Below are 14,718 nucleotides of genomic sequence, written 5' to 3' on the forward strand. Positions count from 1 at the left end.
CATTAAACGCAGGTATTACCAATTATTTTGGATATGCTTGTACATTAAACACCAAGGTTAAACAGTAGTTTTTAAAACACATACTGCTTTAAACTGTATATAAACATTAAACATTTAATTGCTATGGAAAATCAATACGGGCAACAGCCACCTAAGAAAAATTCAAACGTAATTTATTTTTTGATTGTGGTGGTTTTGGCTTTATTAGGTACCGACGTATACCTGTACTTGCAAAAGAATAAATCAGATGTGCGTATAGTTACTCAACAAGACGAGCAAACCCGCCTGAAAAAAGACCTGGATAGCCTTGAAGCGCAGGTGGAGCAGGTAAACGCGGGCAAAGCCAAAATGTCGGCCGAGTTGACTGCTAAAAATGATTCCCTGAAAGCTAAAATCAAAGTATTAAGGGTGCAATTAGCCAAAGGCAAATTAACCAAAGCCGAATTGGTAAAAGCCGAAGAAGATGTTAAACAACTGCGGTATTTTGTAACCAAATACACTGCCGATATTGAAGAACTGCACAAACAGAATACCAGCCTCACTAATGAGCGGGATACGCTGAAGCACAGCCTGGTCAACGCGGCTAAAAAAGCCGATACGCTCACCAAGCAAAACCAGGATCTGGATGCCAAGGTAAAAGTGGCGCAGGCCCTCAAACTGGCCGAATCAAACATTGTAGCCTACAAAATTAGGGGTAGTGGCAAAGAGGTTGATGTTACAAGAGCAGGTCCGGCTAAAAAAATCAAAATAAACTTTACTGTGGCAAGCAACAGCTTAGCTACAAAAGGCATGCATGATATTTATATCCGCATTATAGATCCAACCGGTAACCTGATCACCGCGCCGGACGGTGGTACATTTACCGCCGATAACTCCGATCTGCAATACACCTATAAAACCTCTATCGACTTTAAGGATGATGGCAGTGAGTACATTATTGACTGGGTTAACCCAACCCCTCCTTTTGTTAAAGGCACGTACACCGTAATACTTTATGCAGATGGTGGCACTATGGGTAAAACCGGCTTCACACTTAAATAAGCTATTGAACTAAATATTAAAATCCCCGTTTTGAACATTCAAAACGGGGATTTTTGTTTTTAAACAAATTTGGGGCTATAACTTTTTAATATTCTTTAAAAAGTTTAATTTGCGTAGCGTTTCCAATTAACGCGTTCTATAAACCATTTCTTTTATGAAAAAAATATTCCTGTTGCTGGCTTGCTGTAGCCTGCATTTTTTATCGTTCGGCCAGGCACCCACCAACGGACTGGGCATTATACCCGAGCCTGTTAAGGTTACCAAAAAGGTGGGCAGCTTTGTTTTGCCCAAAATTGTTGTACTTGAAGCAGCCAGTCAGCCCGAAGTAACACCCGTTATAGCTTATCTTAAAAGCAAGCTGAGTACAGCCGCCGGTACCGCGGTAGCCGTAAAAAGTTTAGCGCCATCAGCATCTATCAAATTCGTTTTAAATAAAAAGAATGATCCGCTTATTGGTGCCGAAGGTTATAACCTGTCTGTAACAGCCAAAAAGGTTACCATAAGGGCCAATGAGGCTGCGGGCTTATTTTATGGCGTACAAACCTTTATGCAGCTGTTACCTAAAGAAATTGAAAGTAAGGAATACACCAAAGGCGTAAAATGGGTAGCCCCATGCGTTGATATTACCGATTACCCAAGGTTTGCCTGGAGAGGTTTAATGTTTGATGTGGCCCGTCACTTTTTTACCAAGCCCGAGGTTAAGCAATATATTGATGCCATGGTTAAATACAAACTTAACCTGTTGCACCTGCACTTAACTGATGATGAAGGCTGGCGCGTTGAAATTAAAAGCCTGCCACGTTTAACTACCGTTGGCGCATACAATGTTAAAAAAGTTGGTCAGTTTGGTACATTCACAGCACCTGCGGCAGATGAGCCACGCACCTACGGCGGCTTTTACACCCAGGAAGATATTAAAGAGCTGGTGCAGTACGCTAAAGACCGTTTCGTAAATATTTTGCCGGAGATTGACGTTCCCGGCCATAGCCTTGCAGCGGTTGTTGCTTATCCCGATCTGTCATGCACGCCTGGTGCCGATAAATACGTAGTAAACTCTGGCGAACCATTTATGAACTGGAACGGACCGCACAACACTGCCATTGTTGATAACACGCTGTGCCCTGCCAATGAAAATGTTTACGCGTTTTTAGATAAGGTAGTAACCGAAGTAGCGCAACTGTTCCCTTTCCCATACATCCACATGGGTGGCGATGAATGCGCCAAAAACTTTTGGGAGCAAAGCGAAGCCATAAAAGCACTAATGGCGAAGGAAAACCTGAAAACTCAACAAGAAGTGCAGGCCTACTTTGAAAAACGTTTGGAAAAAATAGTAGAAGCTAAAGGCAAAAAATTTATGGGTTGGGACGAGATCCTGGAAGGCGGCTTAGGTCCTAACGCAGCTGTGATGAGCTGGCGAGGGATCAAAGGCGGCATTGAGGCTGCCAAAATGGGCCATGATGTGGTGATGAGCCCTACAACCTTTGCCTACCTTGATTATATGCAAAGCGATGTAAACGAAACCAAAGTTTACGCCAAACTACGCCTGAGCAAAGCCTACGAATTTGAGCCTGTACCCGATAGCGTTGATGCCAAACTGATTAAAGGCGGACAAGCCAACTTATGGACCGAGCAGGTTTACAACATTCGCCAGGCCGAATACATGACCTGGCCAAGAGGTATGGCCATTGCCGAATCGGTATGGTCGCCAAAGGATAAGAAGAACTGGAACTACTTTTTTGGTAAGGTAGAGAAACAATTTGAACGCTTTGACGAAGCCGAAACCAAATACGCGCCAAGTGCCTACGATCCATCATTCAGCGCTACCCGTAATGCAGATGGTACCCTAAAAGTAACGGTAAGTAATGAAGTTGCCGGATTAGATACATATTACAGCTTCGATAATTCGTTCCCCGATAACTTTTACCCCAAATACACCGCGCCAATCGATGCGCCAAAAGATGCTACCATGCTAAAAGTAATTACCTACCGCGGCAAAAAACCAATAGGCCGTATGGTAAGTTTATCACTGGTTGATTTAGGGAAAAAGGTGAAGTAGACTTTGGGATTTGCGGACTTTTGGACTGTAGGACTTTGAGACTATTGGACAAAGGACGAAAAGACAAAAGAAAAAGGACTAAGAATATTACTTCTTAGTCCTTTTTCTTTTAAATATGGCTAAACGCCGAGAGATGCTTTTTGTCTTTTGTCTTTCCGTCTTTTGTCCAAGCCTCCTTTGTCTTTTGTCCTTCGTCCAATAGTCCCAAAGTCCAATAGTCTCACAGTCCTAAAGACTAATGTTTATTCCCGAAACCAAATTCCTTATAGGTATCTGGCATGGTGCCGTTGTTGGTGAAGGCGAAGGTTAGCGTTGTGCCCCAGCTTTCAAAATCGGCGTTTTTATCTTTTGAGGCTTCGATATGTACCGAGCTTAACATGTAGATGCCTTCGCGGCTTAGTTTAAAATAGATCAAGCCCGTAGCATCTGTACTTAGCTTTTGAGGGAATACATTTCCGTTGATGGTTTTAATGTAAAGGATCACTACGGCGTCTTTTAATGGTTTGCCTTGAAAACGCACCTCAGCTGTTACATCATCACCATAGTCGGATTTGTAGGGGTTTTGTTTGATCACTATCTCGTACTCCTCGTTCAGGGGTTTATCAAAATCCCTGTCGGTGGGCTTATCAACAGATACCAAGGTTTTAAGGTAGCGGGTCGATTTTTCAACAAAGTATTGTTGCGTGTTGGCTTTGGCGTCTTCGGCAATTTTATCCAAACCCTCATTACTCAGGTATTTTAAAAACTTGTTCCGCTCAGATTCTACACTTTCGGTTTTAATCACCTCAATAGTGGCCAGGCCCGGGCTTTCTAATTTATAGTTTAGGATGTTTGACGCGGTATCTTTAGGCATTTTGCTTAGGTCTGTTTGCTTTTTGCCTTCGTAAAGCACAAATTTTGAAATTTTGCCGCTTTCATATTTGTATTCGCCTTCTTTTACAAACTCGCTGCCGCTCAACAAATGCAGGTTTATGTTGTCGCCTTTTTTCATGTAAAAACTGCCCGGCAATAAAAAATAATCCTGGGCATATGCCGCAAACCCGATGACCAATAGCAGGGCCATCAATCCATATCCAATTTTTTTCATAGTTTCATTTACGATTACCAAACATACAAAGTTTAACCCGAAAATATTAGCCACCCAGGGACACCGTCATGTAAAAACTTCATTAGTTTTACGTTATGATTTTCGATCGTAAAAACCTTGATAATGACACGTTAGTATCTTTTTACAAAAAACTGTTGCTACCGCGCATGGTTGAGGAAAAAATGCTAATCCTGTTACGGCAGGGACGTATTGGTAAATGGTTTTCGGGTATAGGCCAGGAAGCTATTGCCGTGGGCAGCACATTGGCTATGGCCGATGATGAATATATATTACCCATGCACCGCAACCTGGGGGTTTTTACCACGCGAAACATACCATTATCCCGGCTGATGGCCCAATGGCAAGGTAAACCTTCGGGCTTTACCAAGGGGCGCGATCGCTCTTTTCATTTTGGAACGCAGGAGTATAAGATCATCGGGATGATATCCCACCTTGGTCCGCAGCTGGCCCTGGCCGATGGCATTGCGCTGGCGGATGTATTATCGAACCAAAAGAAAACCACCTTAGTTTATACAGGCGAAGGCGCTACCAGCGAAGGCGATTTTCATGAGGCCCTTAACATTGCCGCTGTTTGGAATTTGCCTGTTATTTTCCTCATCGAAAACAACGGCTATGGCCTATCTACCCCAACCAACGAGCAATATCATTGCGCACAGTTAGTTGACAGGGCTATAGGCTACGGTATGGAGGGCCGCCGAATTGATGGTAATAATATTTTGGAGGTTTATCATACTATTACCGATATCAAAAACAGCATCCGTGAAAACCCGCGCCCGGTTTTATTGGAATGCATGACTTTTAGGATGCGCGGGCACGAAGAGGCATCCGGCACCAAATATGTACCCCAAAACTTGATGGAATGGTGGAGCGCTAAAGACCCGCTGGCCAACTATGAAAAATACCTGCTGAGTCAACGGGCACTTTTACCCGAGTGGATTCCGCTTATCCGCAAGGAGTTTACAACGCTTATTGAATCAGAATTTGAAAAAGTTTACAACGAGGCCGACATTGTACCGGATATTAATACCGAGGTGGAAGATATGTACCATCCGTACAACTTTCCAGCTGCTCAACCCGCTGCTACACCAGCCACAACCAAGCGTTATATAGATGCGATAAGCGATGGTTTAAGGCAGGGCATGCGTAAATATCCCAACCTGGTGATCATGGGCCAGGATATTGCCGAATATGGTGGCGCTTTCAAAATAACGCAAGGCTTTGTTGAAGAGTTTGGCAAAGGCCGGGTGCGCAACACCCCCATTTGCGAATCGGGGATTGTAGGGGCCGGCATGGGGCTGGCCATTAACGGTTACAAGGCGATTGTTGAAATGCAATTTGCAGACTTTGTTACCTGCGGTTTTAACCAGATCATAAACAACCTGGCCAAAACGCATTACCGCTGGGCGCAGGCTGTTGATATGGTGGTGCGCATGCCAACCGGAGCGGGTACAGGCGCGGGACCGTTCCACTCCCAAAGTAACGAGGCCTGGTTCACCAAAACACCCGGATTAAAAGTGGTTTATCCCGCCTTCCCGGCGGATGCAAAAGGGTTGTTACTGGCTGCCATTGAAGACCCTAACCCGTTTATTTATTTTGAACACAAATACCTGTACCGCAGCATAAGCGGCGAGGTACCCGATAATGATGTACTGATAGAAATTGGCAAAGCCAATATTGTACAGCAGGGCACTGCGGCAAGCATTATCACCTTCGGCCTTGGCGTGCATTGGGCTTTGGAATATACCGCCAAACATCCAGATCAACCGTTAGAGATCATTGACCTGCGCAGCCTGTTACCATGGGATAAAGAAGCCGTTGAAGCCAGCGTCAAAAAAACAGGCCGGGCTTTGGTTTTACACGAGGATACCCTAACCAGCGGCTTCGGTGCCGAAATTGCCGCCCACATAGCCGAGCATTGCTTTAAATACCTGGACGCCCCCGTAATGCGTTGCGGCAGCCTGGATACCGCCATCCCCATGAACAAAGCCCTGGAAGACCAGTTTTTGGCAAAGGCGAGGCTGGAAGAAACGGTGGAGAAGCTGTTAGCTTATTAATGCAATTGAAAGATTTACGAAGTTTTAAAAACTTCGTAAATCTGGATACATAAGATAAGCCGTAGCTGTCTTAATTCTTAATTCTACTCTTCTTATTAGATCATCCGCGTTCGCAGCTGTCTTAACTCTTGATTCTTAATTCTTGACTCTCGCAGCTTCACTTCCATTTAAAGCTCTTGATCATCACCTCCATATCTTTTTTAATAAAATTAAGGGCGGGCTGAATGGAGTCAAGTCGGGGTTCGTTGTTGAAATACAGCGCGGCACGGATATATCTTTTAGTACTATCTGTTAAAAAAAACTGGGCAGATGATGCCGTATTCCCATCAATAGTGTAATAAAGGCCGTAAACTTTATTTTGCGGATATGCGATAAGATCTTCCTTTATTAAGGTTGCTTTTACCGTATTTTTAAACGCGAAGGCGCGTGCATCTTCAATTAGTTGATTAAACTCTTTTTTGCTTGTTACCGGCTGATAGCTCAAATGCAGGGTAGCGTTAAATTGCGGAAACTGAATGTTGATCCAGCAAGGCTTGGCATTACTGCTCAAATCGGGCTTAATAATGGCGTATTTAGGATATACAAAGCTATAGGGGCAGCCTTCATTGTAATCCTGGTATTCTTTTTTAGGAAATTTAATGCGAAAATATCCCCGCGGTTTTGGCGAATAATCATGGTTACCGCCGCAAGCCGCTAAAAATAACATCACCAAAAGCATTAATCCCGCGTATCTCATACTCTAAGGTCTTTAGTGTTCCATATTTCCCATGATTTTTCGGCCTGTAAAACCAGCATTTCGTAACCATTTTTAGTGGTAGCGCCAGCCTCGCGGCCTTTTCTCAAAAACAAGGTTTCTTCGGGATTGTAAATCAAATCGTACAATAAATGATCATCAGTAATAGCCTCGTACGGAATTGGCGGACATTCATCAATATTAGGCGCGGTACCAACCGGCGTTGTGTTGATGATGATTTTGTGTTGTTTAATGTGATGCGGTTTTAACTCGCTAAATAAAAGATGATCGGGATGGGGCTTACGGGTTACTACCTTATAAGTGATACCCAGGTTTTCCAATACGCATTTTACGGCTTTAGCCGCGCCGCCATCGCCTAAAACCAGCGCTTCATCATTGCTATCTTTTATTAAAGGCTTTATAGACATCTCGAAGCCGTACAAATCGGTATTATAACCTTCCAGCCTGAAATCGTGGCCTTGAATACCTACTTCACCGGTAAAGGCCGCTTGTAAAGGGCTTTCGGCGCTTATACAAATGCAGTTTACGGCGCCTGCAGTGCGGGCATCATGCTCAACCCAGTCCAGGTAAGGGATGATGTTCACTTTATGCGGGATGGTAACATTAAGGCCAACCAGGTTGGGGTTTTCATCTAACAGATCCTGCAAATCTTTTACATTTTCCAGCGGGTAAAGATCATACACGGCATCTTCAATACCCTCTGTTTTAAATTTTTCGGTAAAGTATTTTTTTGAAAAGGAGTGCGAAAGCGGAAAGCCAATAAGCCCGTAATGTTTCATGTATCAATAATTAGTATGGCCTAAAAAATGAAAAGCTAAAGATATACACATAAAGTATATCTGTCGCAATCAAATTAAGGTTATGATGTAACAATGGAAACAAGCAGGCTTATTAACGATTTAAATTAACTAAAATTAAAAAGGGTGAAAAAACTTTTAATTCAGGGTAAAAACATCTGTTTTTAAGAAATACAAGGCGTTTGTTGCAGAAAAATGTATTTTTAGCCATTGCTTATGACCCCTGATAATCAACGCCCCCCGCTTTATCCGAAAAGATATTTACTGGCCTGCCTGTTTTTAATAATAACTGCAAGTGCCTATTCGCAACAAAAAACAAAAGAGCCGCAGCTAAAAATACTGCGCGGCATGAAGGCAACCGATTCGGCAGCCGTTTTTGCAAAAAAACTGATCGACTCGGCCCGCAAACATCACGATCAACCTTTTGAGGCGCGTGTATTACTGGCGCAAGCTTACCAGGCTTATGGCATCGGCAATGAAAAAGAAGCCCTTGCCTTTGGCAGGCAGGCCCATAAGGCAGCCTCGCCGGCCGATACCACCACCTACGAAAAATCGGCAACGATGGTGGCTTACATGTTAAGCAGGCAAGGGAAAACCGTTGATGCCCTGAATGTTGTTTTTACCATTTTAAAAGAGTGCGAAGCCCGTGGGTGGAAGGCCGCCGGTATAGATGCCAAAATGTGCCTGGCTGATATTTATCGCGTTATTAAAAACGTAAAGCAGGCTCTACCCTATGCCCAGCAGGCAGCCAATGATGCTTTAAGCATAAAAGATACCGCTGCTTATACGTTTGCGTTAAGCAACATATCCAACATCATTTCTGAAAATGATACCACGCAGGCCACCAACCAAAAAGCGGCCCGCATACTGGAACAAATATTACAGCCCAGGTATCAAAAGTTTATAAGCGATTTTACACGCTCGCGCTATTTAGGCAACCTGGCCCGGTTATATATCAGAAACGGACAGGATAACCTTGCTATAGCAACTTTAATTCAATCGATGGATATAGCCAAAAAGGGAAACTTTAAATCCCTGCTAAAGCACGATTTAAATGAATTAATGACTTTATACCGTAACCGGGGCGATTATAAAACGGCCATTAAATACGGCGAACAAACCATTGCGGTTGAACCTGGTGAGCAAACCAGCATATCCCTGCAAAGGAATATATATAACCAGCTTATGTTATCGTACAAGGGGGCTAAAGATTATAAAAACGCGCTTAAATACGCCGATTTTTATCACAAGCTAAACGATAGCATCACTGCTGCCGAAACCGCGCGTAGTGCCGATGAACTTGATAAAAAATACCGGGCAGATAAGCGCCTGCTGCTGGCATCTACGCAAACCAAGCTCCTGTCTGTACAGCGCGATTATATTATTGCCATAGCGGCGCTGGTAGTGATTGCTTTTGGTATTATGTACAACTGGCTCATCGCCAAAAAGAAACGCGAAGCAGCCTTAATGACCGAAGAACACAAACAGTTGGAAAAACTGGATGCGCTTAAAACACGCTTCTTTGCCAATATAAGCCATGAATTACGCACGCCATTAACGCTTATTTTGGGGCCGGCAGATCAATTACTTAACAGCCCCGATGAACAAAGTAAAGATCAACAGCAAAAAAATCTTACTACCATATCGCGCAACAGCAAAAAATTGTTAAACATGGTTAACGAACTGCTTGACCTGGGTAAGCTGGAAGCTGGTAAATTAACACTAAAGGTAACACCGGTAGCATTGGCAAGGTTTATTAAAGTAACCTACCAGGGCTTTTCTTCGGCAGCGGAGTATAAAAAATTACAATACCGGTTGGATTGCGCCATTGCCGACGATATTTTTGTGCAGCTTGACGAAGATAAATTTGAAAAAATTTGCAATAACCTGATTAGTAATGCCATAAAGTTTACGCCGGCATCAGGCTCAATAACGGTTTCCGCCCGAATAGCAGGTAAGCAAATAGAATTTATGGTGGCTAATACAGGCACCGGCATCCACCCCGACGATATGCCCCATATTTTTGACAGGTATTACCAGGGCCGGCGCCAAGAAGATTCCTATGAGGGCGGAACCGGTATTGGCCTGGCCATTACCCGTGAATTTGCCGAACTTATGAACGGCAGCGTATTTATTGATAACACCTGGGGTGTTGGCACTACGTTTCATGTCGCCATTCCTCTGATACCCGCAAAACCTGCAACCTTAACCCCTGTACCAACTTTACATTATGAATCAATAGATGCAAAAATCAACAGCAACGCGTTTAATAAGCCCACCATTCTTTTGGTAGAAGATCATCATGAAATGGCTGCCTATGTTGCCAGCATATTGAGCCCTTTTTACACGCTGACAACCGCGCTGAACGGAGCGGTGGCCATAAGCATGCTTCATAAAATGACCGAATTGCCACAGCTGATCATTACAGATGTAATGATGCCCGAAATGGATGGCTTTACGTTATTGCAAAAGCTTAAAGAAAGCCTCACCTTTTGTAATATACCTGTAATTATACTAACCGCCCTTGCCGATAATCATAATAAATTAAAGGCTTTGCATACCGGTGTTGATGATTATATCACCAAACCATTTTTAAGTAGCGAACTTATTGCCCGTACTACCAACCTCATTAACAATGCCGCCGCGCGGGCAGTTGTGTCAAATCCGGATTTGGAAGAATTGGGTGATGCGGCCGACGTGAAAACAGCCATACCGGCGGTTTCTCCTGCCGATCTGGCCTGGCTGGCCGAAATTGAAGCACTTGTGCGGAAACAGGTGGGCAAAGTAGAGTTTAACCTCGGCATGTTAAGTTATGATTTATCCATCAGCGAGCGGCAGCTATTCAGGCGCATTAAAAACGTAACCGGCCTTACACCCAACAAATACATACGTGCTATAAGGCTGCAAATTGCGCGCGAGGCCATTGAAAGCGGCAAATACCGTACCCTTGCCGAAATTTCGTACGTGGCAGGGTTTGATACACCCGCCTATTTTGCCAAATTATTTAAAGAGCAATATGGCCGTGATGTAAACGATTTACTATAACTATTAAGTTAATTTTTTGCCTAAAAGCTGCAAAAATATCGACATTATTGTCTTTTTGGCGGTTTTGTATAGTAAAATGGCAGTTTTGTTAAGGCAGTTTGATTCACTTTTGCTTGCATAAAGTTACCCCTATAATAATGAATGTGATAGTTAACGAACAAATGTTAAATCAAAACAATGAACCTCAGCAAATAAAAATAGCGGTGAGTTGCCCACGTTGTAAAAACAACTTTTGCCAACGAATTCCACGCGGATCTACAGTAAAATTGCTGCTCCCCTGGTTATCGGTCAAACATTACTTCTGCGATAGGTGCTTCAAAAAATTCTATAAATCAGATAAATAATTTTTTTAAATCTTTTACCAATTGTTTACCCCCTTACCCAGCCGGTTTTTGGCTTAATCGGCAAAATATCCCACAGCTTATATAGCTGTGGTGATATGGGTAATTAAAACGCCCAATTAAAGATTTCAAATAGCCATGTAGTTTTAGGGCAATTAAAAAAAACTCGCTGTACCGCCCTTTTCCACTTGTATACCTAAACTTTAAAAGCCTTTGGAGGTACTCCCCAAAGGCTTTATAATTTTTGTAATTATGGTTAATTATAACCCCAGGAAATGATCAAATGTATCGCTGCGGATACCCAGGCGCAAGGTTTCAAGCGGGATAATATCGGCAGGGGCTATGTTGCCTAAACTCACATTGGCGCCAATCAGTTTAATAAACCAAACCTGCTGCGCTTTTTGCGGGGCCTCCCAAATAATGGTGCCTTCGGGTATCTGGGTCAATATTTCATCTACCAAACCCTGCCTAACTTCTCCCGAATCGCGGTAAATGCCAACGTTGCCACTTTCACGGGCCTCGGCAATAACTTTCCATGAACCGGCTTCAATTTCGGCATTCATTAATTTGATCCATTTATATGGCGCGAAGATTTTTTGTACATCCTTTGAACCCACTTCAGATATTACAGTAACCTGTTTGGCCAGTTTGCTAATGTAATCACATTTAATATCGTGTTCAATGGTGATAGATCCGTCTGATACCTCGCAATGCTCCAATTGGTATTTATCCAACAGGCGCCTGTAATCATCAAACTGGTTACGAACGATAAAGGCTTCAAACAGGGTACCGCCAAAATAAACCGGGATACCAGCCTGTTTGTATAGTTTTATTTTCTCATCCAGGTTTGGAGTTACATAGGAGGTAGCCCAGCCCAGTTTTACAATATCAGTATAAGTACCCCCAACTTCAATAAAATCCTCAACCTGCCTTAAGCTTAGTCCCTTATCCATTACCATGGTAATGCCTTTATCCCGGGGTTTAGTTGTACGCTCTGGTAAGTTATTGATAGTGTAATTCATATTAATAGATGGTTATAGCCTATAACTAAAAGTTCTAACGGTCGCAAATCTCGTAAAAAAAAAGCACAGGTAAAATGCCGGACATGTTAAATTTAAATTAAGGTGAACTCAATAGTCAATATCGTGGTTTAAAAAGGTACACATCAATCTGTAATAACATAGTTACACCTTTTTTAAATCTGCATTTTTAAAAGGAAATAAGTATTTTGTTTTGCCATTATTAGTATCACCATATGAAAAGCAAATTATTACGTGTATTACCTCTATTGTTAAGCATTTCGACAAGTATTTTCGCCCAAAAATCATATACCGGTAATGAGGCTGCCGATAGAGTGCAGGCAGAACGGGAAAAAGCCAATAAAATATTTTATAAAACCCATGCAACGCCCGCCGAGATAGAGAAAGGCATAACCATATTAAAAAACTCCATTGCATTTTTAGATAGCCTCCCTATTAAAGAAATGGCTCCTGCCAACGCCTACCTATGGTCGCGCCGGTCTGACGTTAACCGCAATTTGGCCACCGGCTACGCCTTGTTAAACAAAAAAGATTCAGCTTTAATATCGCTCGAAAAAATGTACGCCAATGGGGTTACAAGTGGTGTAGTCAACTTTTTACAGGGGGAGCCGGCATTAAATGGCTTACGTGATGAGCCCCGTTATATTGCCATTATACAAAAGCTAAACAACCAAAAAGCCCTTTGGCAAAATACCGCGTTTAGTACCCAATATCGGCCAGATATCCCCGCAGCCGAAAAAATAGCAGGCTTATCTTTATTATGGGCTCAGGCCAAGTACAACTTTGCCAATTTTGACCTGGTTAATATCGACTGGAACCAAACCTATTTAGATTATTTGCCCAAGGTTAAAAACACCAAATCGACAGCCGAATATTACAAGGTACTCATCAACTTTTATGCACAGCTAAAAGATGGGCACAGCAACGTTGTGCCACCAGACTCCGTAATTTCACAATTTTATAGTCGGCCACCTTTCCGCACGGAATTAGTTGAGGGGCGAGTATTTGTAAACCAGGTTTTCAGTGATAGTCTGTATAAATCGGGCATAGTACCAGGTTTAGAAATTATCAAAATAAATCAAGAGCCGGTTATAAGCTATGCCGAAAAGAACGTGAAACCTTACCAAAGCAGCTCAACTCCGCAGGATATGGAGATCAGGGAATTTTCGTATGGGTTGCTATCGGGCCCGCCAACCGAACCCATTGTTTTTGAGTTTAAAAACAAAGTCGGTAAAATTATAAACCGCACAATTAACCGTACCGGCTATCATGATATAAAAAAAATAAAAACCCTGGTATACGAAACCATAGGCAATATTGGGTACTTAACCATCAATGATTTTGAGGACGATAAAATAATAAAACAGCTCGATTAGCTTTACACCACTTCAATAAGCAAAACCAAAGGGCTCATTATCGATATCAGGTACAACGGCGGCGGCGATGGCGGCATTGGCTTTGCGATAATTAAACGCTTAACCAATAAACCGTTTGAAAACTCGGCATCAAAGGTGCTAACCATCACATCTAAGCCTTATGCCGAACCAAGATGGCTTGAGAACGGCAGCGGCGAATGGGGACCACACGGCAAAATATTTTATAAAAAACCGGTAGTGGTGTTAATTGGCCCGCGTACATTTTCGGCAGCCGAAGATTTTACGGTGGCCTTTGATTACATGAAGCGGGGTAAATTAATAGGTCTGCCAACGGGCGGCAGTACCGGGCAGCCGGTTCCTTTCAATTTACCTGGCGGGGGGGCCGCACGGGTATGTGGCAAACGCGACACCTACCCCGATGGAAAAGAATTTGTTGGAGTGGGTATTATGCCGGATATTACCGTGAAAAGAACCATCAAGGATTTGCAAAACGGAATAGACGCGACAAAGAATAAAGCGTTGGAGGTTCTGAATAAATAAACCAGGATACCCGGTATTAAAACGGCTCGGTATAGTTGGGGATTTATATACCGGCTATGAAATGTTAAAAAATGAAGTCATGCTGAACGGAGTAAAGGCTCTTCTTCATTAGAAAAATAGGCGTCTTACAGGGCAAAGAAGATTCCCAGGATGTAATGGGCATGAATATGTGATCTGAGCGCTGTCGAAATACTTGTTCGGCTTGCTTCGCTGGTCACGCCTCTTCACCTGCAGAGGAAACAGCACTTAAGGAATTTGTTGGCTTTTCATCTATACACAATATCCACCACCGCTCCGAGGCACCTTTTCTGGCGAAGCCGAAGGACGGGCGCCGGGTGAGTCTTCCAAGTTATCGGTTTATTTGCAATTAGATAAGTGTAATTCACGGTCTTTTCCGGATTTTAAATCGGCAACAAAATAAGGGGCTTAATCTCTTAAACGACCATCAGTAATCTGTAAAATATAAAACCCGCTTAAAACAAAGAAGAGGCTGTATCATAAAACAAATGGTACAGTCTTTTTTTATAATCTGCTAATCGAAGATTAGACAATTTAATGAATTGAGA

At 42.9% G+C, this 14,718-nt stretch carries 11 protein-coding genes; 6 read left to right on the forward strand and 5 right to left on the reverse strand.

The annotated features are described in order from the left end of the window. Positions 1-123: 123 nt before the first annotated feature. Positions 124-1,041, forward strand: coding sequence for a DUF8428 domain-containing protein (locus QWZ17_RS24920; RefSeq protein WP_290308050.1), 918 nt, complete (start codon positions 124-126; stop codon positions 1,039-1,041). A gap of 154 nt (positions 1,042-1,195) precedes the next feature. Then, the gene (locus tag QWZ17_RS24925; RefSeq protein ID WP_290308051.1) at positions 1,196-3,097 is read left to right on the forward strand and encodes a beta-N-acetylhexosaminidase; all 1,902 of its coding nucleotides are present in this window, start codon (positions 1,196-1,198) and stop codon (positions 3,095-3,097) included. 235 nt (positions 3,098-3,332) lie between these two features. Here QWZ17_RS24925 and QWZ17_RS24930 read toward each other — a convergent pair whose 3' ends face one another. Next, a complete protein-coding gene (locus tag QWZ17_RS24930) occupies positions 3,333-4,184 on the reverse strand; it encodes a DUF4198 domain-containing protein (protein WP_290308052.1) in 852 nt (283 codons plus the stop codon). Between the two features lie 95 nt (positions 4,185-4,279). On the opposite strand from QWZ17_RS24930, the gene QWZ17_RS24935 reads away from it, so the two are divergent. Continuing rightward, positions 4,280-6,259, forward strand: coding sequence for an alpha-ketoacid dehydrogenase subunit alpha/beta (locus QWZ17_RS24935; RefSeq protein WP_290308053.1), 1,980 nt, complete (start codon positions 4,280-4,282; stop codon positions 6,257-6,259). 157 nt (positions 6,260-6,416) lie between these two features. On the opposite strand, the gene gldD is transcribed toward QWZ17_RS24935, so the two are convergent. Together gldD and QWZ17_RS24945 are read right to left on the reverse strand one after the other, a co-directional pair. Next, on the reverse strand, positions 6,417-6,995 hold the full coding sequence (gene gldD, locus QWZ17_RS24940) for a gliding motility lipoprotein GldD (protein WP_290308054.1): 579 nt from the start codon (positions 6,993-6,995) through the stop codon (positions 6,417-6,419). Then, entirely contained in the window at positions 6,992-7,792 is an 801-nt protein-coding gene (locus QWZ17_RS24945; RefSeq protein ID WP_290308055.1) for a shikimate dehydrogenase family protein, read from the reverse strand. Before QWZ17_RS24945 ends, gldD begins: the two co-directional genes overlap by 4 nt. A 234-nt stretch (positions 7,793-8,026) precedes the next feature. Here QWZ17_RS24945 and QWZ17_RS24950 point away from each other — a divergent pair, with 234 nt between their 5' ends. Beyond that, on the forward strand, positions 8,027-10,855 hold the full coding sequence (locus QWZ17_RS24950; protein WP_290308056.1) for an ATP-binding protein: 2,829 nt from the start codon (positions 8,027-8,029) through the stop codon (positions 10,853-10,855). A 601-nt stretch (positions 10,856-11,456) separates the two neighbouring features. Here the strand turns inward: QWZ17_RS24950 and QWZ17_RS24955 are convergent. Further along, positions 11,457-12,218: a phosphosulfolactate synthase gene (locus QWZ17_RS24955; RefSeq protein ID WP_290308057.1), complete on the reverse strand. Its 762-nt coding sequence runs from the start codon at positions 12,216-12,218 to the stop codon at positions 11,457-11,459. A gap of 233 nt (positions 12,219-12,451) precedes the next feature. Here QWZ17_RS24955 and QWZ17_RS24960 point away from each other — a divergent pair, with 233 nt between their 5' ends. Beyond that, positions 12,452-13,612, forward strand: coding sequence for a S41 family peptidase (locus tag QWZ17_RS24960; protein WP_290308058.1), 1,161 nt, complete (start codon positions 12,452-12,454; stop codon positions 13,610-13,612). A 2-nt stretch (positions 13,613-13,614) separates the two neighbouring features. Here QWZ17_RS24960 and QWZ17_RS24965 read toward each other — a convergent pair whose 3' ends face one another. Beyond that, positions 13,615-13,758 (reverse strand): hypothetical protein, encoded by a 144-nt coding sequence (locus tag QWZ17_RS24965; RefSeq protein WP_290308059.1) that lies wholly within the window; start codon positions 13,756-13,758, stop codon positions 13,615-13,617. On the opposite strand from QWZ17_RS24965, the gene QWZ17_RS24970 reads away from it, so the two are divergent. Continuing rightward, on the forward strand, positions 13,688-14,152 hold the full coding sequence (locus QWZ17_RS24970) for a S41 family peptidase (protein ID WP_290308060.1): 465 nt from the start codon (positions 13,688-13,690) through the stop codon (positions 14,150-14,152). The two genes, QWZ17_RS24965 and QWZ17_RS24970, sit on opposite strands and share 71 nt — an antisense overlap. Positions 14,153-14,718 lie beyond the last annotated feature (566 nt).

This window comes from Mucilaginibacter flavus, from assembly GCF_030409315.1.
GTDB lineage: Bacteria > Bacteroidota > Bacteroidia > Sphingobacteriales > Sphingobacteriaceae > Mucilaginibacter > Mucilaginibacter flavus.